The organism is Variovorax sp. V118 (assembly GCF_041154445.1).
GTDB lineage: Bacteria > Pseudomonadota > Gammaproteobacteria > Burkholderiales > Burkholderiaceae_C > Variovorax > Variovorax boronicumulans.
Window position 1 is genome coordinate 288,885 of the sequence record NZ_AP028663.1, and the last position, 22,826, is coordinate 311,710.

Annotated in this window: 18 protein-coding genes; 10 read left to right on the forward strand and 8 right to left on the reverse strand. The window is 61.9% G+C overall.

The genetic code is table 11. From position 1 onward, the window contains the following. Positions 1-729 (forward strand): type VI secretion system-associated protein TagF, encoded by a 729-nt coding sequence (tagF, locus tag ACAM52_RS01320; RefSeq protein WP_095743178.1) that lies wholly within the window; start codon positions 1-3, stop codon positions 727-729. A gap of 36 nt (positions 730-765) precedes the next feature. Beyond that, complete coding sequence (locus ACAM52_RS01325) at positions 766-2,736, forward strand: serine/threonine-protein kinase (protein WP_369645873.1); 1,971 nt, start codon at positions 766-768, stop codon at positions 2,734-2,736. Between the two features lie 12 nt (positions 2,737-2,748). Here the strand turns inward: ACAM52_RS01325 and ACAM52_RS01330 are convergent, their stop codons facing one another. Continuing rightward, positions 2,749-4,056, reverse strand: a complete 1,308-nt coding sequence (locus ACAM52_RS01330; protein WP_369645874.1) for a YifB family Mg chelatase-like AAA ATPase — start codon at positions 4,054-4,056, stop codon at positions 2,749-2,751. Between the two features lie 1,140 nt (positions 4,057-5,196). Here ACAM52_RS01330 and ACAM52_RS01335 point away from each other — a divergent pair. Beyond that, positions 5,197-5,373: a helix-turn-helix domain-containing protein gene (locus ACAM52_RS01335; protein WP_369647686.1), complete on the forward strand. Its 177-nt coding sequence runs from the start codon at positions 5,197-5,199 to the stop codon at positions 5,371-5,373. Between the two features lie 311 nt (positions 5,374-5,684). Here the strand turns inward: ACAM52_RS01335 and istB are convergent, their stop codons facing one another. From istB to ACAM52_RS01355, 4 genes are all read right to left on the reverse strand, one after another. Further along, entirely contained in the window at positions 5,685-6,494 is an 810-nt protein-coding gene (gene istB / locus ACAM52_RS01340; RefSeq protein ID WP_119558754.1) for an IS21-like element helper ATPase IstB, read from the reverse strand. Then, positions 6,487-7,998 (reverse strand): IS21 family transposase, encoded by a 1,512-nt coding sequence (gene istA / locus ACAM52_RS01345; protein WP_119558755.1) that lies wholly within the window; start codon positions 7,996-7,998, stop codon positions 6,487-6,489. The genes istB and istA overlap by 8 nt, the downstream gene beginning before the upstream one ends. Before the next feature lie 77 nt (positions 7,999-8,075). Continuing rightward, the gene (locus ACAM52_RS01350; protein WP_369645875.1) at positions 8,076-10,388 is read right to left on the reverse strand and encodes a hypothetical protein; all 2,313 of its coding nucleotides are present in this window, start codon (positions 10,386-10,388) and stop codon (positions 8,076-8,078) included. A gap of 519 nt (positions 10,389-10,907) precedes the next feature. Then, complete coding sequence (locus ACAM52_RS01355; protein WP_369645876.1) at positions 10,908-13,589, reverse strand: hypothetical protein; 2,682 nt, start codon at positions 13,587-13,589, stop codon at positions 10,908-10,910. A 422-nt stretch (positions 13,590-14,011) separates the two neighbouring features. On the opposite strand from ACAM52_RS01355, the gene ACAM52_RS01360 reads away from it, so the two are divergent. Next, positions 14,012-15,517, forward strand: a complete 1,506-nt coding sequence (locus tag ACAM52_RS01360) for an AAA family ATPase (protein ID WP_369645877.1) — start codon at positions 14,012-14,014, stop codon at positions 15,515-15,517. Positions 15,518-15,519: 2 nt separating this feature from the next. Continuing rightward, the gene (locus tag ACAM52_RS01365; protein WP_369645878.1) at positions 15,520-16,416 is read left to right on the forward strand and encodes a hypothetical protein; all 897 of its coding nucleotides are present in this window, start codon (positions 15,520-15,522) and stop codon (positions 16,414-16,416) included. 314 nt (positions 16,417-16,730) lie between these two features. Here the strand turns inward: ACAM52_RS01365 and ACAM52_RS01370 are convergent, their stop codons facing one another. Next, on the reverse strand, positions 16,731-16,961 hold the full coding sequence (locus tag ACAM52_RS01370) for a hypothetical protein (RefSeq protein ID WP_369645879.1): 231 nt from the start codon (positions 16,959-16,961) through the stop codon (positions 16,731-16,733). 432 nt (positions 16,962-17,393) lie between these two features. On the opposite strand from ACAM52_RS01370, the gene ACAM52_RS01375 reads away from it, so the two are divergent. Then, positions 17,394-18,056, forward strand: a complete 663-nt coding sequence (locus ACAM52_RS01375) for a hypothetical protein (RefSeq protein WP_369645880.1) — start codon at positions 17,394-17,396, stop codon at positions 18,054-18,056. Positions 18,057-18,578: 522 nt separating this feature from the next. Here the strand turns inward: ACAM52_RS01375 and ACAM52_RS01380 are convergent. Further along, on the reverse strand, positions 18,579-18,881 hold the full coding sequence (locus tag ACAM52_RS01380) for a transposase (RefSeq protein WP_369645881.1): 303 nt from the start codon (positions 18,879-18,881) through the stop codon (positions 18,579-18,581). 46 nt (positions 18,882-18,927) lie between these two features. Further along, positions 18,928-20,295 carry a hypothetical protein gene (locus tag ACAM52_RS01385; protein WP_369645882.1) on the reverse strand — a complete coding sequence of 456 codons (1,368 nt, stop codon included), beginning with the start codon at positions 20,293-20,295 and terminating at the stop codon, positions 18,928-18,930. Positions 20,296-20,671: 376 nt separating this feature from the next. Between ACAM52_RS01385 and ACAM52_RS01390 the strand changes: the two genes are divergently transcribed. The 4 genes from ACAM52_RS01390 (at position 20,672) to ACAM52_RS01405 (ending at position 22,808) form a co-directional block, all read left to right on the forward strand. After that, positions 20,672-21,079: a hypothetical protein gene (locus ACAM52_RS01390; RefSeq protein ID WP_369645883.1), complete on the forward strand. Its 408-nt coding sequence runs from the start codon at positions 20,672-20,674 to the stop codon at positions 21,077-21,079. Positions 21,080-21,144: 65 nt separating this feature from the next. Next, positions 21,145-21,669 (forward strand): hypothetical protein, encoded by a 525-nt coding sequence (locus ACAM52_RS01395; RefSeq protein WP_369645884.1) that lies wholly within the window; start codon positions 21,145-21,147, stop codon positions 21,667-21,669. A 175-nt stretch (positions 21,670-21,844) separates the two neighbouring features. Beyond that, on the forward strand, positions 21,845-22,300 hold the full coding sequence (locus ACAM52_RS01400) for a hypothetical protein (RefSeq protein ID WP_369645885.1): 456 nt from the start codon (positions 21,845-21,847) through the stop codon (positions 22,298-22,300). 94 nt (positions 22,301-22,394) lie between these two features. Further along, positions 22,395-22,808 carry a hypothetical protein gene (locus tag ACAM52_RS01405; protein WP_369645886.1) on the forward strand — a complete coding sequence of 138 codons (414 nt, stop codon included), beginning with the start codon at positions 22,395-22,397 and terminating at the stop codon, positions 22,806-22,808. The last annotated feature ends 18 nt before the right edge of the window (positions 22,809-22,826 follow it).

The window sequence follows — 22,826 nt, forward strand, 5'->3', positions numbered from 1 at the left end:
ATGACGCCTCCCCCGCACGCCTGGTCGCCGCTCGACGAGCAGATCGGCTGGTACGGCAAGCTGCCGTCGGCCGGCGACTTTCTCTACCGCCGCATGCCGCGCGAACTGCAGGCCTGGTGGGACCGCTGGATGCAGAACGGCCTGGGCAGCTTCAAGCGCTGGCCCGACGCCATGACGCGCCACTACGCGGTGGCCCCGGTCTGGAACTTCGCCATCCCCGCCACGCACGGCGTGAACGCGGTGCAGCTGGGCTGCATCGCGCCCAGCTGCGACCGCGTGGGCCGCTACTACCCGGCCTGCGTGGCGCTGCAGGTGGACGCGGCGCGCTACCACCCCGCGCTGCTCGAAGGTTCGGCCGCCTGGTACTGGCAGTGCGGCAGCGCGCTGCTGCAGGCCATCCGCCACGGCGTGGCGCCCGACCTCTTCGACGGCCAGGTGCTGGCCGCGGGGCGCACGGGCTTTCGCACCGCCAGCGGCGGCTCGGACGACATCCTCTCGATCCTCGGCGCGGCCGCCGGCCCTGCTGCCAACGGTGCGCGCGGCGCGAGCGCCCAGCAGCGCCTGGGCTGGCCCGAGCTGCCGCTGTGCTTCGACCCCTTCGGCGGCACCAGCTACTGGTGGACCAACCAGGCCGACGGCTCGCCGCTGCGCACCGCGGCGCACGGCGGCGGGCTCAACACGCCGCTGTTTTCCCAGTTGTTTTCGCAAGGCCACGTGCCGTGGGCCTGACACGCCCGACCCACCCGCAGGAAGAAGAGACACCCCATGACGACGCCCGCCAGCCCTAGCGCGACGCCCGACCCGCAGGAGGAGCGCCCCCATCCCCTCGGCACGGGCCACCGGCTCGACGAGTTCGAGCTGCTCGAAGTCATCGGCGAGGGCGGCTTCGGCATCGTCTACCGCGCCTACGACCACTCGCTGCAGCGCGAGGTGGCGGTCAAGGAATACATGCCCTCGATGCTCGCGCGCCGCGTGGGCGACAACAGCGTGCACGTGCGCTCCGAGCGCCTCACCGCCACCTTCGCGGCCGGCCTGCGCAGCTTCATCAACGAGGCGCGCACGCTGGCGCAGTTCAGCCACCCGGCGTTGGTGCGGGTGCATCGCTTCTGGGAGGCCAACTCCACCGCCTACATGGCGATCCAGCTGTACAAGGGCCGCACGCTGCGCCAGCTGGCCGAGAGCGAGCCGGGCACGCTGACCGAGCCCTGGCTGCTGGGCATGCTGGGGCCGCTGCTGGGCGCGCTCGACACGCTGCACCACAGCCAGTGCTTCCATCGCGACATCGCGCCCGACAACATCTTCATCCAGCAGCAGGACGACCGCCCGGTGCTGCTGGACTTCGGCGCCGCGCGCAAGTCGATCGCCGACCTGGTCGACGAGGTCGCGGTGATGGTGAAGTCGGGCTACTCGCCGATCGAGCAGTACGCCGACGACAACACGCTGCTGCAGGGCGCGTGGACCGACCTCTATGCGCTGGGCGCCGTGCTGTACCGCGCGGTGACCGGCCACCCGCCGCCCTCGGCCGTGGTGCGCAGCGTGCAGGACGCCTACGTGCCGCTGTCGTCGATGGACCGCGACGACCTGAGCCCGGCCTTCTGCGCCGCGGTCGACCACACGCTGGCCGTGCACAGCAAGGACCGCACGCAGACGGTGGCGGCCTTTGCGGCGGAGCTGGGGCTGGTGAAGCTGGGCGACCTGTACGTGGTGGACCGGGCGGCGCCGCCGGCGGCGGTGGTTGCTGCTGCTGCCGTGCCCGTCGCGGCGCCCGTGGCGCAGGAGCCGCCGGCACCGGAGCCGGAGGAGGAAGCGCCACCGCCCGCGCCCGAGGTGCAGCCCGTGCCTGTGGAAGCGGCGACCGCGCGCGTGCAGGCACCGCCGCCTGCACCGCCATCGCCTGTCGCGCGCCCGAAGAAGCCGGCCAAGCGTCCGCCGTGGTTCCTTGTCGGCGCGCTGGTGCTCGCGCTGTTCGCGGTCGGCGGCTGGATCGGCTGGCGGCTGACGGCCAAGGCGCCGTCCGATCCGATGATCGCGGCCGCGCCGCCGCCCGGCACGCCGATGTCCGATCCGGGCGCGCCCCCGGCCGCGATGCCGCCGGCCGGCGCGACCTCCGAGGCGCCGCCGGCGTCCGCGCCCGCTGCATCGGCCAGCGCCCCGCTGAGCCCGCTCGACAACGTGCCGGTCGCCGCCGCGCCCACGCCACCTGCGGCGCCCCCGGCCGAGCCCGAGGCGCCGCCCGCGCAGCCTGCACCGCCGGCCCAACCCGAAGCGCCGCCGCCCCCCGACCCCGCCGTGGTCGCCGAGGTGGAAGACTGGAACCTGGCGCAGGCCGAGAACACCCGCGAAAGCTATGAGGCCTACCTGCGGCGCCACCGCCGCGGCCTGCATGCGCGCGAGGCGCGCAACGCCATCGCCCAGCTCAACCGGCAGTCACCGCCGCCGCCTGCCGCGGGCAGCACGAACCCCGTGCCGACCGTGATCGCGGGCGCACCGCCGGCCCCGCCACCGCCGCCGGCCACGGCGCCCGGCATGGGCCGCGTGCAGTTCAACATCCGGCCCTGGGGCCAGGTCTTCGTCGACGGCGCCGACCGCGGCGTGAGCCCGCCGCTCAAGTCGCTGCCGCTGCGCCCCGGCATCTACACGATCGAAGTGCGCAATGGCGACCTCACGGCCTACCGCCAGCGCGTGACGGTGCAGGACAGCAAGTCCGCACCGGTGGTGAGCCACGAGTTCAAGTAAGAGGGCAGCGCGTCAGGGCGTGCCGGTGCGCAATGCGCGGCGGTACTGCACCGCCTCCGCCACGTGCGCGGCCTGCACCGCGTCCTGCCCCGCGAGGTCGGCGATGGTGCGTGCCACCTTCAGCGCGCGGTGCGTGCTGCGCGCCGACCAGCCCAGCCGCGCGGCCGCCTGCTGCAGCAGCTGGCGGGCGGGGCCATCGAGCACGGCGTGCGTGTCGATCGCGCGGCCCTGCAGCGCCTGGTTCGCGTGGCCCTGGCGTTGCAGCGCGCGGTCGCGTGCGCCCACCACGCGCGCACGGATGCTGTCGGTCGACTCGCCCGCCGGCGCGTCGAGCAGCTGCGGCGCCGACACGGCCGCCACTTCGATGTGCAGGTCGATGCGGTCCAGCAGCGGACCGCTGAGCTTGCCCTGGTAGCGCGCGACGCGCTCGGGCGTGCAGCGGCAGGGCTTGAGCGTGGAGCCGAGGTAGCCGCAGGGGCAGGGGTTCATCGCGGCGATGAGCTGGAAGCGCGCCGGAAACTCCGCGCGACGGGCGGCGCGGGTGATCGTGATGGTGCCGGTCTCCAGCGGCTCGCGCAGGGCTTCGAGCGCGGCGCGCGTGAACTCGGGGAATTCATCCAAAAACAGCACGCCGTGGTGCGCGCGCGAGATCTCGCCCGGCCGGGGCGGCGAGCCGCCGCCCACCAGCGCCACCGCGCTCGCCGTGTGGTGCGGCGTGGCCGTCGGGCGGCTCATCCAGCGCTCGGGCGCCAGCCGGCCGTCGAGGCTGGCGATGGCCGCGCTCTCCAGCGCTTCGTCCACGTTCATCGGCGGCAGCAGGCCGGCGAAGCGGTGTGCCAGCATCGACTTGCCCGAGCCCGGCTCGCCCACCATGAGCAGGCTGTGGCCGCCGGCCGCGGCGATCTCGAGCGCGCGCTTGGCGCCCGTGTGGCCCTTGACGTCGGCCAGGTCGGCATAGCGCGGGGCGCCGTCGCCGGGCGCGGCGCGCACGCGGGTCCAGCCGTCGTCGGTCGCGTCGACGGGCCCGCCGCCGCTGGCGACGAACTGGCGCACCACGTCGAGCAGGTGCTTGGCGCCGTACACCTGCGCGCCGGGCACCAGCGCGGCCTCCTGGGCGCTGTCCAGGGGCAGCACCAGCCGCACGGCCGTGCCTTGCGTGTAGGTGGCCACGGCCATCGCGAGCGCGCCGCGCACGGGCCGCAGTTCGCCCGACAGCGACAGCTCGCCGGCGAACTCGTGGCCGGCCAGCCGCGCGTTCTCGATCTGCCCGCTGGCCGCGAGGATGCCCAGGGCGATCGGCAGATCGAAGCGGCCCGGCACGAGTTAGATGACCAGGCATGGACAACTTCGGCTCGCATGGATTTCTCTCGCCTAACCTCTAGTCACAAGATCAGATGGTGTTTGGGAGGGACGGTGGACGGCAATGGATTTTGTGGCTGACGGCAGTACCCTTGGCTCAGATCTCTTCTAATCCTTGGCCGTTTTCTGTGGGTCCACGGGCTCTAGTCTGCCGTCAGGGAACTCGCGGTACACAACGCCTTGGATGATCACGGCCTTTGGCAAGCCCAACTTCGCTTTCGCCACAGCAATCTCGGCAAAACGCTCCTTCATTCGGCGGATGAATTCAGGACTTGCTGTCATTCGAAGCACTGAGTTCCCCATGATGATCTCTCTTTTCTCAGGGCTACAACCATGCCCGTTGTTTGCGGTCAGTCCTCTGGCAACTCGAGCTTAGGAGCAGCTTTTAATGCCCCGTGGTCAAGGCATCGGTGTGTAGTATTTTTTGTCCATCAGCTCGAGCCGAGAGGCCTTTGTGTCATCCACTATTGAATCTCACGTAGTCGTCGATTTCACGCGATTCATCTGACAGCAAGCAGCCGAACTCCGCGTCCCTCCATCGTAGGCATTCCTTCGCGACCTGTTGAATATTCTGACCACAGAGCGGGTCGACAAACATACCGTGATCGGTTTCGAAGAGCCAAGCTAATGAGTGCTCCCGCCCGCCTACCCTGCCTTGCCATATCGCGAGACACCTCGCGAATAGAGGAGCCTTTTGATCTGTCATGTGAGCTGGCAGAACCACATGTAGTTGTACATCCTCCGGAGCAGACCCTTCAAGGATAAATACGACGTCACTTGCGCGGGTTGCGATGTAGCGACTCAAGAACTCTCCCCTCTCTCCGGACGCCGAAGGAGAGAGAAGTTCAACATACCAAAGCGGCTCGTCCCGAGAATGCTCAGCCCAACGATATCGACGGATATAGGGATCTGCCTCATCCGGCGCTGGAGAAAGATGGATTTCAAAACGTCCGTCAACTTGAAGCATCGAGAACCTTTTATGTGGAAGATCGTCCGTGGTGTAATCGTACTCATGGCAGGACCATTTTGTCCATGCCTACACCTTCTCCAAAACATGCGCGAGATCCAGCGCTTGTTGCGCTTGGAGGGGCTATCAGCTCAATGCGGAAAGCTCAGGGGGTCTCTCAGGAAGAGCTTGCTCATAGGTGTCACGTCGATCGTTCTTACATGAGCAGCATCGAGCGCGGCGCCCAGAATCCGGGCGTCATGACCGTGATCTCCGTGGCGAAGGCCCTGGGGGTATCGGTCGCTCAACTTGCAACGGTCGCGGATCTGTAGTCTTGGCATTCATCGGCAATTTGTGCAGATTCATGTAAGCGCACTCCGCTCTTCGAGATCGCAGGCTTACAGCTTTTGGGGCGCCCAGCATCGCCACGCGTGCCATTCGAGTGTCAAGCTGTCCGCGCCGAAGTAGAACTGAGCCACCGCGCCGCTTGAATCGTGAGCCAGGGGTGGAAGCCGACGCAGCAATGGTCGGCTGTGGATAAGTGTATGTCTTGCCTTGTTCTGTGACCTCCTTTCGCTTCTGTGATCGAACTCATAAGGCGCGAAGGGCGTAGCCCGTAGCGCCTTGCCACGCGCGGCGGCGGTCAATCAGCGGCGTCTGTTGGATCGGCCTTGGCGCCTGTCTTGCGGGTCTGCTCCCTGGCCTTGATGCGCTTCTTCGCCGTGGCGCTGCTGTGCAGGAATCGATGGCTCTCGTTGCCCGTCTCCACGATGTGACAGTGGTGCGTGAGGCGGTCGAGCAACGCGGTCGTCATCTTGGCGTCGCCGAACACCGTCGACCATTCGGCGAAGTCCAGGTTGGTTGTGATCACCACGCTGGTGTGCTCGTACAGCTTGGACAGCAGGTGGAACAACAGCGCGCCGCCGGCCTGACTGAACGGCAGGTAGCCCAGCTCGTCCAGGATCACCAGATCCATTCGCAGCAGGCTCAGCGCGATACGACCGGCCTTGCCTTGGGCCTTCTCCTGCTCCAGTGCATTGACCAGATCGACCGTCGAGTAGAACCGCACGCGCTTGCCGTGGCGCGTGATGCCCGACACGCCCAGAGCCGTTGCCAGATGGGTCTTGCCTGTGCCCGGACCACCGACCAAGACAACGTTGTGCGCGGCCTCGGTGAACTCCAGCATTGCGAGCAGGTGAACCAGCTTCTGGTCGACCACCGACGCGTCGAAGTCGAAGCCCGCCAGATCCCGGTGCACGGGGAAGCGCGCCGAGCTCATCTGGTGCTGCACTGAACGCATCGACCGGTCCGTGGTCTCAGCCTGCAGCAGATGTTCGACCAGCCAGCGCGAGGCATCCAGGCCGGACGCAGTTCCTTGCTCCGCCAGATCGCACCAGGCACTGGCCATGCCGTGCAGGCGCAGTGCCTTGAGTTCGACGGTCACATCACGCATGGTCCACCTCCTGTCCACGCAGGCTGTCGTAGCGTGCCGTGTTGGCCAGCGGCGGCGTGACGATCTGCAGCGCTGTCTCGGCACTCTGCGGTGTTGCCGGCGCGGTGAGCCGGCCGAGCACATTGACGACGTGCTCCACGCTGACCCGTCCTGACGGCGGACCGCTCTCCAGCGCCAACTCGACCGCCACGATCACCGCGTCCAGCCCCGCCGTCGGCACGATGGCCAACACCTGGGCCATCACGCGATCTCCACCGGCCTGGCGCAGCAAGCCGCGGCGCAGTTGCTGCAGCGCTTCGGGCATGTCTGCGAAGGGCGCACCGTTCCTCAATGCACCAGGCTTGCGCTGGATGAGCGGAATGTAGTGCTGCCAGTCGTAGCGAGTGCCCCCAGAGGCGCTCAGGCGCTCGTGGCGCGCCACCGCCGCGTCTTCTGCGACCACCACGACGTTGCCCGGGTACAGCCGCGTGCTGACCATCTGCCCGGCCAGCTCGCATGGCACCGAGTAGCGATTGCGTGCCACCGACACCAGGCAGGTGCTCGACACCCGCGCTGGCTTCTCTACGTAGCCATCGAAGGGCTCAGGCATGGGCATCAGGTGGGGACGCTCGTGCTCGAGCATCTCGGCCACGCTGAACTGGCTGTGCTCGGGATGCCGGACCTCGTTCCACAGCGCCCGGCAGCGCTCCGCCAGCCAGGCATTGAGTTCGACGAAGGAGCCGAAGCGACGCCGGGCCGCCTCGATCCAGATGCGCCGACGGCTGTCCTGCACGTTCTTCTCCACACGCCCCTTCTCCCAGCCCGAGGCCACGTTGCAGAAGTCGGGGTCGTACAGGTAGTGCGCGCACATCACGGCGAAGCGGGCATTGACGGTGCGGCCCTTGCCCTTGTGAACCTTGTCCACTGCGGTGCGCATGTTGTCGTAGATCCCGCGGCGCGCCACACCGCCCAGCGCTGCGAACGATCTCGTATGGGCGTCGAACAGCATCTCGTGGCCTTGGCTCGGGTACGCCACCAGCCAGAACGCACGGCTCGCACACAGCTTCAGGTGCGACACCTGCATGCGGTAATAGATGCCGCCGACAACCAGGCCTTCTTCGCTCCAATCGAACTGGAAGGCTTCGCCCAGCTCGAAGTTCAGCGGTACGAACGCCGTGACGTTGACTGTCTGCCCCTCACCCTGGCGCCACGTCCGCACGAAGTCAGTGATGGCTGAGTAGCCGCCGTTGTAGCCCGCAGCCTTGATCTCGGCGTGCAACGCGCGTGCCGTGCGTCGTTCGTGCTTGGGCCGCCTGGCATCGGCTGTCAATGCCTGCTTGAGTGCTTCCTCAAACGGGCTGAGCTTGTTCGGGCGCGGCTCGCGCCGGTACTTCGGCGCCTCCTTCACTGGTGCGCGCAGCCACTTCGACACCGTGTTGCGAGACAGCCCCGTCCTGCGCGCAATCTCTCGCTCCGACAGCTTGTCCCTCGCGTGCAGCCGTCGGATCTTGCCAATCATGTCCATGGTGATCACTCCTCGAACCCCGCCGCTTAAATAAACAGCAGGGTAGGTTGAACACCTGGCTCACTTTTACTTCGGCACTACGTACAAAACTGGCTCAGTTTCCGGTCGGCGCCAACACTGAGGAACAACTCCTCGAATTCGTTTTGCTTGTTGACCAAGGTCCATAGCCTGCGGAAGTTCTTCGCCAGCAGGTCACGCAGATCCGGTATCAACTCGCTCCTCGCCATCGATAAACGCTCGATGAAGGCGACGGCGGAGCCATACCATCTGCCGATCTCATCGTCGCTACTGGGCCGATAGCCGTAGTCCCGTGACCTAGCCCCGAAAGAGAATTGATGAGAAGAACTAAAGTGCCCCGACATCAGCACTTTGCCAAGGGCGGCCAATCCCAGCGCCCGTGCCTTGGGCTCACCGGAGCTGAGAAGCTGCTCGATAACGTTGAGGCGCTGCTCGATGCTGGCGTGTGTTCCGGAAAGGTAAATCGTGAACAAGGAGAGGAAGGCGTTTGACGCCGTTTGGGTATCCTCGTTTTTTGTGCCCTGCGTCGAGGTTCGTGCCAGAACGTGGGCGCTCCGTTCAAACAAGTTTGGGTCGTAAGCGAGAGAGCGCAACAAGGGAAGGTGCAGGCGCCACACGGCGGTGGCCACGTCAGGCCGATCGTTGTTCACACGCTCGAGGGCCGTCAGTGCTGCTTCCGGGGTCACAGGCGCGATGTTCTCAAACATCGCGCGGCCGAGATCGTTAAGAGCCGCTATGTCTCCAAGAAGACCACCCGGTGAGAGCCAACGCTCTGAGATGGAGGCCGCCACGGAGTGATCGTGAAGAAACGAAAGGCGGCGAGAAAAGGACCGCGCTAAGCGATCCGTTCCGCCCGCGACCAGCTGCTGATTGATGAGCTCGTAAGGCGTGTCCTCGAGCGCTCGGGCAGCGAGCCGGTTGGCAATGGCATGCGGCAGCACAGCACGCCAGACGCCACGTGGTTGCACCAGATCGCGTCGTAGAAGTTCGCCCACATGACGATAGGTCTCTGTAGCAGCTTGGCCTGCAAGTGTCGCCAGGTGCGTGAGCTCAGCTTGGTCCCCTTCGATTGCTTCGCCTTGAAATGAGTACACGAGGGCGCACACCTGGGCCGCCCTGAGCAGGGCGTTGTCTGGGCCGTGCCGCTGCCGGAAAAGCCGCTGGAAAAGCTCGTCGTTGGAAAGGCCAGCCACCGTGTCTGAACGTTCTACGGTTTCGGCGAGGGCGACGGCGATTCGGGCGTTGCCGCCGGATGCCTCCGCAATCGTGCGCGCGTCTACTGGGGAAAGATGTGAGTATCGACGCCGGATCAGCATCTCGATCAGTTCGGATGATGACGATTCGAGAGTGACGACCTGAGTTCCCTCGGGTTGGTCGTCACGCACGTCGTACTCGACGGTGAGGACACTGACAGTGCTGGTTTGCGCGCTACAGAGTTCCGCGAGCCTGCGGTGCAGGTCCGGAGGGCAGTTGTCGATGATCAAGATCGCACGCGTGCGATTTGCGATCAGGTCCGAGGCTAGGCCCGTCGGCTGAGGGTCGGGGTTGTCCGATAAGTTCGCGTAAACGGCTAGGGATGGTGGCAGCGCCCGGGACCCGATCCGAGCGTCGAACAGAGCCTGGACGAGGCGGGTCTTGCCAACTCCCGAAAGGCCGACCAAGCGAACGATTTTGCCCGGTTGGGCCAGCTCATCCCGGAGCTCGTCGAGAACGCGAACCACCGATTGTGCGGGGGCGTCGCGGTGCTTGCCGAGATGCAGGCGCAGTTTGTCATCGAGCAGGTACTCGGCATCGACCCCCTCGGCTGCACCACTCCACGGACCATACGGGCGCCAACCAACAAGAGCCCTGCCCACTCTTGCCTTCACCCAAGTGACGAGCCCTGGGTAGCGTCGCACCCAGGTCGCGAGGCGCGTGCGGTCGTAGAAGTCGGTGTGGAGTTGACTAGCGTCGGCTAGTCCTTCAAGGGCGTCGCGCATGGCACCCCGGCGACTGCGAAGGGCGCTGTCTGCCGTCGATCCTTTGGAGCTCACGACAATATAGGCGCCGGCCTCACCCGCGAGTTCCTGGATCACAGGACGCACCGTGCCTTTGGGGCGCATCTCGGCAAGGATCGCGGCCCTCGGCATGTCCGGCAGCTTGACTTGAAAGCCGGTTGAGCGACGGGGGATGAAACCTTCGACTGGCGGACCTGGCGGCAGCGCCACGCGCACGTCTAAACCGCCGTCAGCCGCCGTCTGGTTCCCTCCCCATGTCACCGCTGCAGGAGACAGTCGATGATCTGTCAGTTCAGCTTCGCAAAGGCGACCGACCAGTTCTCGCAAATCGATGTCGTTCAGTTGACTGATGTCGTCAGAAGTGATGTCGAACACGAATGCCTTTGGGTTGCCGCAGGACCGTATCGTACTTCTCAACATCATTGCCCGAGTCTTGGGGATGAGCTAGTGGGCGCATGAAGAGGCGATCGACAAGATTAAGCCGACCGTCGATAACCAGGGACCAGCGCGCGACTAGCCGACGGCAATCGCGTGTTCCGACCTCGCCAACTGATTCAACGCTCATCAACAGCATGCTGTTTGTCCCGCATATGTGCGAAAGCTGGCCTTCGTAAACGCCTGCTTATCGTGAGTTGAGACCCGGAGGCTGTAGCGCCGTTGATTCACCAATGCATGGTGGTACTTATCGTGAACAGAGAAGTGGCCATCCGTGACCAGCCCAGCAGCGGAAGCCCGCGCGATGCGGTATCCCCAATGGTGTGGCGATCGGCTTCTGCGATTGCCGCCATCGTGCACGCGGCCGTTTGCTTCAATCCTGTTGCAGTTGGGTGCTGTGAGTCTCCCCGCGCTTAACTTGACGAAGTCTTCTTGGCTGCGCCTCCCTGGTGCCGGGGATCAAGAGACCGGTTGCAGATGAGCCGGAAGGGCCTTTACGAACTTGTCGGCCGTCGCGGCGGCCTGCGCCGAGTCGACTTTCCTAAAGCGATCTTGCCAGGCTAGAACCGCGGGCATATCTGCTTTTGGCACAAGTCGCAGAAGGGCTAGGTAAACCTTGAGCATCTGAGCGGCTGCTACGTCAGGCAACGAGAATACGAGGAGTCGGAGCACCCGCTCTCTTACCGCTTCGCCGCAGGCCAGGCGAGCGGCAATAGCGAGGCGCCGCAGCAGTTCTGGATGAGCGGCAAGCTTAACCATATCGAAATTCTGTTCCAACCGGTTCAACAAGCTGTTGACTAGGGCCTCGTCCCGTATCCGATGGCCGATCGCTTCGCAGATCGCGTAGAGGAGTTCCCAGCTGGCTGCGTTTGGAGGAGGCAGTGGTATCGCCTCCAGGACTACCTTCAGGACGTCTGCGAATTCGACCTGCGCATCGGCCTGCAAGTCCGGGTTGCCGTGCTCGATGCAATTGACCAGCTTAGTCGTTTCGGATGGAGGGAAGCCGGCGGTACGCACCCATCGCAGGTTGATCGACACGGCCTCACGTTGCTGCGCTACGTAGCCTCGGCCCTTATCTATCACCCATCGCATGAAAGTGTTTCGACCAAAGCTAATGCCTGGCTGCGCGAAAACACGCGCCACAACCGGGAACGCTACTGCGTAGTCGTCTGCTTGATTCATAAAACGTACCGCGTCGTGACCCGTGCGCACTCGGTCGGGCCCCATCGCAGCGAGCAGCTTTGCACGCGCGCCGCCTAACTGACTTAGCCCGGCCCCGATCAAGGCGTCGAAAATCTCCAACCCGCGCGCGAGATCTAGGTAATCGCCCGCGTTCGCGAGCGCCTCCGCGAAGGCGGAAAGCTGCGCCCAGAAGGAAGCTAATGCGGTCGTCTGCTCACCGAGCCCATTTTTAAGAAGGCCCAATCCGAAGCGCCGCTCGCGCGCCTCGGCAATGTCGACTTGCTGCAGAAGTTGCATCCTCAGATCGACCGCGTTGGCCCCTGTCCGGCGTAGGATCGCGGCTGCGAGCGTCGCATGTCCCGATCGAAACCGGTCGCCGACTTCTCCGAATATTAGTCCTTCGGCCTGGGCGCGTTCCCAATGCTCGGATTTCGCATGCATGCGCAGCAGAAGCCGTCTCGGAACGCCTTGGTCGCGAATCCCGCAGACGCACAGGCACAGGAACGCCGAGCGTAGCTCGGGAACCAACTGATTGACTCGCGTTAGCGTGCGGTCGGCGATCTTGTCCAGGCTAGAGCCGCGGAGCGCGAGAGAGAGGGCAAATATGTCTCCGGCCCGCATGAAGGTGGAAAACTTGGCGGCATTCGCCCTTCTGACGGGCTGCCCCGTCTCGCCCACGAGCCGGTTGAACTCTGACTCCGACACCGCGTTCAGCCTGTGCGGGGAGACGTGGACCGGAAAGGGACTCGGAATAACGTGCTCGTCCTTGGCGCTGGCCAATACAGTGACTTTTGCGTAGGGCTGGCGCCGGACCTGCTCGAGAATCCCGGACTCAGAATCCAGTTCATCGCATACGACGATCGTTGGCTTACAAGCAATCTCTCCAAGGCGAACGACTTCACTCCACGCTTCTAGATTGATGTTCTGGGGATCGACGACCTCGAAGACGAGCGCCTTACCGGAGCGATGGATGTCCCAGGCGACGCGTCGGACCACCGTGGACTTGCCGCAAGCCGAGCTGCCAGTCACAAGGACCACCGCCGCGCGCCTACCCATGACGGTCAGCGCACTATGGATGTCTTCGTAGCGATCACGCAGCGTGTCCAGACCGTAGTGAATCGCCGCCCAGGACACGCGTCCGCTATCCCGGAACTCGCGCTCAACGCCTGCGACGTCATGGAAAGTGTTCTCGCTGGGAAGAAGGCTGAGCGACGAGCGGCCACTGGCCGGATGGAAGTCTGGGAGTCCTTTGAGCGCCAGCGCCGCATCTCCTGCGAACAAGTTTCGCGGTGGCGCCAGTAGCCCCTTCAGGCTGTCCAGGGACGCTTGGATGTGGGCCGGAGGGACCCCGAACATCACCAACTTTGCAAATGCGAGGATCTCCTGCTCGTGTTGTTGGCCCGCCAACTGAGGACTCAGGCGTACGCTTGTATTCCGGACGACGTACTTGGCGAATTCCAGCCTGTCCACGTACTTGGCGACCGGATTGGCAAGGTACGTAAATTTCTTGGCTAGCACCTTAGCAAGACTGGTGATGTACGACCCGCGGATCAAGCGAAGCATCTCGATGCCTGTTACGACGCCGCTCGAAACCAGAAGGAACTTGAGCTGCAGGTTTTTGAGTCGACTAACATCAGCCGGCTGCCCGCAGGCGTCGATTGCATCGCACATAAAGCCATGAAGGATCTCCCGGACACCCTCAAAATCGTATTCCCTCTCAGGCGTGTCCTTGTACTGAATGAAAACTTGTCGTCCATCACCGTACATCGTGTCTACGTCCTGGGCGCCCTCGTAGCGAACCTGGACAAGGCCTTCTTCGCAAAGAAGAAGCTGGGCGACAAAGTGCACAGCATGCGATGCTTGATATTCGAAGCCTTTCAATGCGACACGCCCGCCTCGGCGGGCGCGCGTGCGGAGGGAGTTGCCGTCAACGGCCCAGGACTGCAGTTTTACCTTCATGAGCTCTCGTTCCTTCTGGGCGGGATGGCCGACGGGGGGGGCCGAGCGACAACCTCCGAGATACGAGACGATCATAGTCATAGTTGTGCAAGCAAACCCTCGTGCCAGGATGACTGCGGCGAGCAGCGCATTAGCTACGCGTGTGCTTAACCGACGGTAAGGGGGGGGGACGTCACCATCGTTATCACGGGTTGATCGGCAGCTCCCCATCAGTGAGGCTCTCGCCCTGGCTCGCCAAAGCTAGCTTGCGTAGTTGCCGGCTTCTCTTCAGCTGAATTCCGCCGCTTCATCGGGGGAGAGTGGGTACTAACAGACAGGCCCGCGCGGTCCCCTTACGGCAGAATTTAGCTACGTGCCGATCTTCACTGCCACCGCGAATTGCCATACTCGAAGTCAGTTAGCGCAACTAGGGCCCATTATTCATGGACGTTTTTATTCGCGACCGGCGCGCGTCGGTCATTCTTCCGGACAAGGCTTATCCGTGCGTCGTGCTTGAGCGAGACAACTGGAACGATTACTTGTACTACACGCTGTTTAAGGCACAGCTGCGGTTGGCGCCTGGTTTCGGAGTGGGCAATGTCAAGAATCTTGGCGACGTGAAGATCATGAAGTCGAACCAAGCAGAGGGCGTAGACAACAGGCCGTTTCAGAAACTGGCCAGCGGGGACAGGATTCCAGCGCGGCTGCTGAGGGACGTCTGCTCCCTGGGGTCCGGCTCTGATTACTACGACAAACTGATGCAAGTGGAGATGGACCTCGCGCAAACCCTGTTGAGCACACTGCGCGATTGTTCGTATCTACCGGCCGTGCGGCAGCGGTTTCAATCCGACGAGTGCTTCAAGATCTCGTTGCTACGCGACTCGGAGGCACGCGTTTTGCTGGACACGGCCGGCGCCCGCTTTGGCGGGGGCTCCACTCTCATTAGCAGCTTTTCGGCGGCAGTCAAGCTCGAGGGCGCCAGCGCATCACACGAGTTTGCATTCGACTTCGAATCCCTCGATGGGGTTCCGCGGCGGATGCATTCGATCGTTGGGCTAAACGGTGTCGGCAAGACTCAAGTCATGGCTCGTCTGGCCATCCTGTTGAGTCGCTTTTCGAAGCAAGCGATTAAGGAAAAGCGGTCGGCTCTTCAGTCGGACGACTCCATCTCGCCAGTGCCATCCATCTACTCGGTTGTTGCCGTTTCGTTTAGCGCATTCGACGAGTTCGAGCGGCCCACGCAGCTGCAGGGGGAAGAGTTTCAGTACAGTTACTGCGGGTTGCAACACCCGCAGGGGCGACTAAAAACAAAGGACGACCTGCTAAAGGAGATTCGGGCCGTTTTGGCCCGCGACATGACCCAGGACAAGCGCGATCTTTTAAAACGAGTACTGCAGAATTTAGTACGGGTTGATGATCTCGACTCGTTTGTCGAGGAGCCCGAGAACAATGAAAAAATGTACCAGCGGTTAAGCGCTGGGCAGCGGCTTGCAGTCAACTGCATCATTCACATCATTTCGAGGATCGGACCGCGTACGTTGATCCTCTTTGACGAGCCAGAGCTCCACCTCCATCCGCAGTTGCTTACAGGGCTTCTGCAGGCGCTCAACGAAGTACTTGAGCATCAGGACTCCTTCTCGATTGTCGCGACGCACTCTCCGCTTGTGATTCAACAGTTGCCAAAGGAATGCGTGCACGTGATCCGCCGCGACCGCATGACGCCGATGGTCGTTAAGCCGACGTTTCAGACTTTCGGAGAGAGCGTGTCGGAGATAACGCGATTCGTGTTCGCGTCACCCGATACAGATAGGGACTATCGAGCAGTGCTCGAGCGAATGTTTGACGACGATGGTGGCGACGTGGAAGCCGTGCGACAGCGGTTTGGCGGGCAACTTAGCCTAAACGCCGACATGTATCTCGAGTCATTGCGTGCTGCAAAGGACGCTTGACGATGCGCAATCAAAAGGCTGCCGAGCTGGACGTCCGGGAGTATCTTCCGACCATCATAAAGTCGAAACACAAGGCAACGAGAGCGACCCTAACCGATTTGCAGGACCAGGTTTTCGAGCTGTGCGACGGGTACGACGACGCCATAGACGCGATGGTACCCCCTGCAAAGCAAATCTGGAAGGATGAGGAGAGCGTCGCGCTCGAGTCGTGCTACAGCGTAGGAACCATTCCGCTTTCGAAGCATAAGGACAATATTCTGTCCGCGCTCAAAGCCCAATCGGAAGTCAACCTTCAGCGATGCGCGTACTGCATGCTCAGTGATCCTAGGACATGGGATCACTACTTGCCGAAGGAGTCATTTCCCGAGTATGCGGTCTACCACTCGAACCTACTGTATATCTGCTTTGGCTGCAATCATCGCAAGTCCAAGCATTTTCACAAAGCGCGTCTGCTCTATTGCCACCCCTATTTTTCCGTCGATGCAGAAACAGCCCTTCTTCATTGCCAGGTAACGGTCGCGGGCGGTGTGCTCGCGATCAAATATTACTGCGCGGGTATGGGCGCGCTGCATGCTGCGGGTGGGGTCGCGCAACGGCACCTGGAGGGTCTCGGTTTAATCAATCGCTTTGCGGCAGAGGCTTCAAGCATGGTTAGCGGCTTGATCGGCGAGCTTAGGCAGTACTTTCCTCAGGGGGTGCCTAGTGCTTCACTCGATAGGGTGCTACAGCGGCGTTACGCTGAGGCGCAGCAACGTCTGGGGATCAATGCGTGGGATAGCCGACTGTGGCATGGTGTGGCCCATTGCGCAGATTTTTTGGGCTATGCAAATGAGAAGATCCAATCTGAGGGCGCACCCAATGCCAACGGTTTCGCTGTGCCCCCTCCGCCCGCCGCTTAGGTGGTCACCGGGGCCCGGAGAGTTTCGTCGCGAACATAGCAGGGCGCTTTGCTGTATCGATTGATCTTTCGTGGACTCGAATGGCATAGATTTTCGTTCTAGATTGCGGACCTGACGGGCAAGTTGCGGGTTCCAGAGGAGGACGAATGCGAAAGCACTGACCTTGCGGGCCAACACGAGTAGCAGCACAGTCAGCAGGTTTAGCGCGGGCAATCAACCCAACAGCCGATAACTGGGAATTTCCGTGACTTTGATTACCATCGGTTAGGTCCGCGGCGTTCGGCTTCGAGTTGCAAGGTGCAAGTAAATGATCATCAGCGTGTCTGCCAGAATCGCCACCAACGAGATCGCGCGGCCCTCATCTCAAGCGGCCGCATATCGAGGGTGTCGTAGTTGGTGAAAGGCGCGCCGGCACGCCTTCTCAATTCAGTTTCGAGTTCGTGGGCTATCCCGCGAGCGTGAAGCTCTCCCGCGAGCGCCTTCCTGCGCCACTCAATCGCCATCGCACTCAATGCCTCGTCGGTCCATTCTTGGTTTGTGGTCATGAGTAGATTCTGCCGCTGCTGCTTATCTTTCTTACCCCGACTGCGCACGCGATGTCGCGCGCAATCCAAGACTCAACACGGTGCCTCCGTATCATTCCGCTTTCATCCACGCCTGCTTTGGCCAAGGGGCCATTGAAGAGTGACAGCGGTCGGCATCGAGGCGTTTCCCTGAGCAATTTTCTTCTTCTCCTTACCTCTACCAGCGCCGAACCGCTGTCGAGAGCCAGTGTGCGTGGCGCAAGTGAAGCCAGGGTGAAGTCTGTGCAGGAGTCCCGTGAAACGATACCCGTTGTCTTGTGACGCGCCACCCTCGACAGCACTTGGCATGCGCTTGCGTGCGGCGTAAGCGGCCAGCGTAGTCATGCTGGTGAGACGGCCAGGCGCATCCTTGCTTGGGAAGATCGTTCCGCCGCCGTAGTTCAAAATCTGCGCATGGACGCTTTTGCTATCGACCTGACAAAGGTACAGGACATCTCGAACCGCCTGGTCGATGACAGCGGGTGTCTCCGGATTGTCTCCGCCCGCACGCTCGAGGGAACAACCGCGCAGGAACGCTTGCTTTTTGGCGTGCGCCAAGGCGTCTACAGCTTCCCGACTGATGAGCTCTGTGATTTCCTGCGATCTCGCATCGAAGGCAGGGTCGCCATCGAGATTGGCGCTGGGCACGGCCTCCTCGCGAAGGCCCTGTCCATCCCCGCCACAGATAACCGTCAGCAAGAGGATCCAGAGCTCAAGGCCTACTATGCGCAAATCGGTCAGCCGACAGTCCCCTACGGGGAAAACGTAGAGAAGCTGGATGCGACCGCCGCAGTCGCCAAGTACCGCCCCAATGTCGTCATTGCATGCTGGGTTACGCATCGTTTTGATCCAGCTCGACCGCATGCTGGAGGCAGCGTGTCTGGCGTCGACGAAGCATCAATCATCGAATCGTGCGACGAGTACATCTTCATCGGCAACGAGCTTGTGCACGCGCACAAACCTATTTGGGAAATGGCGCACGAAAAGTTGACCCCACGGTGGCTCTATTCACGCGCGGTCAATGGCAGCCGTGAATTTATTGCGACTTGGCGTCGATCCGAATCTTCGGGCGCGTAGGAATACGCAGTAGGACCGCAGATGCTTGACGCGGCTGGAGGCTAGCGTCGTCAAGTAAGAGGCATCCAACGATGCGGCAGCGGTATGCCGATGTCGCGTGTCTGGTACGCAGCCATGCCGCGCAAGCGACAGAGGTCGATGCAGGCCGGGCGACGATGACGTTGTTGCCGCAAGCTACGCAAGCACCCGTCAGCGGCGTGGGGCAGCCCCGTCTGTGCGCCAAAAGCTAGCCCTCTTAGATGCCCCGTTAGCGGGAGCTGGGGGTTTGGGGGAGGCTGGCTGACGAAAGTGAGCGGCCTTTCGGGCTTCGTCGCCACGCTTCGCAAAGAACGAAGTGCGCCCAGCGGGATTGGCTCTTGGTGCGCCACCCGGGCTAATCTCGGATGACGCCGGACCGCTTGGGAACGGACGAAAGGTTGCCTGAGGGCCTGTTCGTTGCAGTGGCGCGACCGGCTACAGTTGGCCGACTGCGGACATTCGACAGCGGCACCCGGTTTCGAGCTTTGAGTACGCGGCCAAGGCCTAAGGAGTCAGAATGCTCACGCAAATAGCTTGGAGGTCCAGTTCGACGGCGGTTTCATTGACGCCACTGACCGTGCGGTAGTGCAGCGCTTCGCCCAGCAGGCTCGCCGGTGCAACTACGTGCAAGTGCGTCGGCAGCCGCCGCTTGATCTCGCGCACGACGGCGGCGCTGTAGCGCGAACGCAGCCGCAGTCGGCACGCGGGCGTCCAGTCCCTGGCCAAGGATTCCGCATGGTCCAGCTTGCCAATCAGCCGTACGAACCGCGTCGCGATCTGATTGGACGAGCGGGCTGCCTTCGGCACGGCCTCCTCGGCCTCGTTACAACGATCACGACTTAGCAATACGAGATCAAGGCGTCACGGTGAGGCTTCCAGGGTAGTACCCCGTCAATTCGATGCCGTCCGATCGCTTGTATCGATAGCCAACCCTGAACTGGTAGGTACCCTGCGGCAAGCAATACCGTTTCACACCCTCTTCGTATGTCCCGATGTCGATGCAGGACCGGTAGGCTAGTTGTTGCGTATCTGCATACGAGTACAGGTATCCCTTGGGCTCGATGAACGGATAACTTACCTGAGGGAATGAAGCCTCCTGTTCTGGGGTCAATAGCCACTCGACTTTTTCTGCGAAAGTCAAGTCAATCGCTCCCCCGTACTTGACAAACGCCATACGAATTTCTGCCGTGCTAGCGGAGTTCGACACCTCAAGCTTTTGAGGCAAGAACACCGCTGGTTCAGGAAGACTCGAATCAACGTCGACGGTATAGAGGAAATTCACCCGCTCCGACAAAACTTGTTTCGTCGATGGATCGCTCGAAGTCGGAACAATTGACGAGATGATCATGCGGCTTGTGCTTCCCGGTGGACCAGGCCGCCTCACAAACTCCGCGACACTCAGGCTCACCAAAGCCGTACCGTCCCCATTGTCCGTAACTTTCGCGTCAGGGTGGAACCCCAGCGGATTTCCCGTATCGACAGTGAGGGAAGAGAACGGACGACCCTCGGGCAACGTCACTTTGATGTTCGCAACGGGTGGTGGTTCACCGAATCTGCTTCTCACGCTCACAGTCCGTTGGCCTGCTGCTTCAGCCGTCCCATCAAATGCCTTGTCGATTTCCAATCTCATCCCACGCTTCACTACAACGTTGTAAGGGATGCTGTAGGGCACATTCCCCAGTCGGCTGGAACAGCGGGCATCAAGGCAGACATAAACCCGCAAATTTCCATTGAAGGTACCCGGCGTCTTAAGTTGAGCTCCCAGGAGCCGCACGAGCAAGCCGGGCTTCGGACTGGTGACAGGTATGGCGCGCGGGTTGGGGGCAAACAATCCAGCCGGATCCTCAACGATCACATAGAGCGTCTTGCCCGTCAGCACACTGAAGTCCCCAACTGCCGTTCCCACGAGAGCTACGTCGTTCAGCGTCCCTCCCTCGTAGTAGGTCCCGTTGATGTTTGCGGGCTTGTTGGGATCGGCAAGGATGTCAACCACACCTTCGATTGACAGATTGACGGTCGTGAAGCTGGGACTGATTGGGATCGTCCCAGTTGGTGTCGTACTAGTGGCATCGGGACTCGTCACCAACGGCTGACCAGTACCGACAATTGGCAACGCACCCAATCCGCCGCCGCCACCACCCCCCCCACCACCACCGCCGCATGCCCCCAGCAGCACGCAGAATACAAGCGATCCCATCGCTGATGCGATTCGACTGTTCATCCGTTCCTCCAATTGTTTTTACTTTTTTTGGCCTAGAGCTCCTGTTATCTTATCGATCACGGACGTCCCGCCAATTCGATGACGCGAAGCCAGCTGCAAGTTTCGGAAGTATGCGAATTAGTTCACAACAATGAAGGTGAACGCAGTCTTGAAATGCGCTGACCGGGCCTGCTTGCTTCGCGGCTGCTTATCGAAGACCTGGGCGGCTGCAACGCCCTTAGCGGACATCGGCCCCTCCCGAAAGCGGCGTTCGCCGAGGGGCCGGATCAGAGCACGGCGTACAGCCGCTTCGGGCCCTTAGCGACAGCAGCGCGACCGGCTACAGTAGGCCACAAGCAGACGGTCGGCTTCGACCTCCAATTGAAGGGAAACGCAGTTGTTCGACTACACCGCACTCACGAAGACGGACGGCAAAGCCGAATGGAACGGGGAAAGTTCTGATGGCATCAGCTTGTACGTTCGGGGGACTGAGGAGGGGCCTGACCCGGTTGCGGTTCAGCAAGCCAAGGCCGTAGTGGACGCGCTTGTCGAAGTACGCCGGAAGGCCATCGAGATGGCCGACAGCTTCATGAAGGACGACGGCGATTGGCACGTTGTCGAACTCGAGGTTGGGTTGGAGGCGCAGCGATACGAATGCGACTACCTCGTCGGCCTGTATTTCGACCCCAAAGACGGTTCAGATGTCTACGGCTACACCAAGTTCTCGGTGTGCTTCCGCTCGCATGCCGACCAGCCGGCCGCCTCAAAAAATCAGCCCTGGAAGCTCATCATCGAGTACCGTTGACCGAGCGGATTGGCGGACCGAGGTCGGCCAAAACCAGACATTTACTTGTGGCGCACCATAGTTTCATGAACACCCGTACCACCTTGGTCCAGGCAACTCTAGATGAGGTAGCTGCATTACGCTTGTCCAACTATCAGGGCAGCGATGACACGGTGATGCGGCTGCTCGATGAATATGGAGATGATTCGGATCTGGCGGAACTGCTCTGGGCTGACCTGCCCGCCACATATTGCCCTGAAGACGTGGCAGTGCTGCTAGATCTTTGGACTTGGCGGACAAACGACAACGGTGCGCGTATTGGGCGGACTCTGGAGCGTTGGATCGTCGAATCTTCAGACGAGCGGAAGGTTTGGATCGCGCTCAACCAAGAGGCATATCCGTTCATAGACGGCAATATTCGTATTGCCCACCTACTTAGGTTGAGATCCGTTTTTCCGGCGCTCGAAGAACGCTGTGACGCAATGATTGACTTTAGTCGAGAACTTCTTGATCGCGAGCGCCTGAGGAGCGGTCCAAGTATCTCGCTGGGCCTTTCTTCGGCGCAGAAAGCCTCGACAAAGAAGCCTTGGTGGACCCTGGGCCGAAGGTAGTGAGGCTGCGGTTGCTGGGGGCGAGAGAGAGAACGGAGCGGCTTCAGAGGACCGAGAACTACTGCTTTGGACCCGTTCACGACGGCGGCGTGACCGGCTACAGTCGGCCAGAACCGGTCACTCAGCCCGTCCGGCAAAATCCGCTAAAAGTAGGCGCTCGTTTCCGAAAGAAAAAATGATCTTGCTCCATCGTGTATCGATCTCTATTGCAGTGCTGTTGATCTGCACCTCCGCCATCAGTCAAGAAGCGCGGATTGCTAAAGCTGAAGCGATAGTCGATGCTTTTCAGGCGATGGATGCACGACAGATCGTTAAGTTCGTGGCCGAAGACCTCGTGCGTCAGAACGGCGACTATCAGTTCCGTGCGCAATACGAAGAATTTCTTTCGGACGTCGCCAAATCTCCAGAATACAGAGCGGCCAAGGCTTCGGCGTATGCCCGAGTCTTCACCGAAGACGAGTTGGATGGCATATTGGCTCTTGCCAAAAACCCGGTGTTCCAGATGTACCAAGAGAGAAATTCGGAGCTACAGAAAGAGTCGCGCTTGGCATTGGCGAGCGTTCTCCGGCCCCGGGCGGTGGAATTCGCAAGGAAGATCGAGGTGCTCAAGGCTGCGGGCATCAAGCGCTAGGGTCCGCTTGATGTGCATTGGGCCGCGTAGAGCCTGTGGCCCCCGGCTGCAGACGGCCACAACCGGACCTTCCAGCCCACCTTCCAGTAAGACCATGCAACGACACACCCTGTATGCGTACGTAGACGGCTCTGACCTAGAAGACATCGCCGCGCCCATCGAGGAAAGGCTTGTCGAGCTTGCCGTTGCGCCAGGCTGGGTCACTTCAAGGCCGACTGTGGTGAATCAGAAGACAGATGTGTCTGGCTGCCACCCTGACGACTTGCCCGACTGGGACCTTGGCATCAACTTGGCACTGCCAGACCCAGGCGACGAGCCTGAAGGATGGTTCGGAGACGTTGAGCGCGTTGCCGGGTACTTGGCGAAGCTGCACTCGACATTCGCCCGCGAGTTCGTCATCGGCATTGCCGACAATGTCACGGGTGTCACCGAGGACCTCTTCTTCGTCGAGTCCGATGCGCCGGACCTTGGCAGGCTGCGAAGCGCCATCGGTGTTCACGGCGGCTAGCATCAGCGCCTTCCGGCC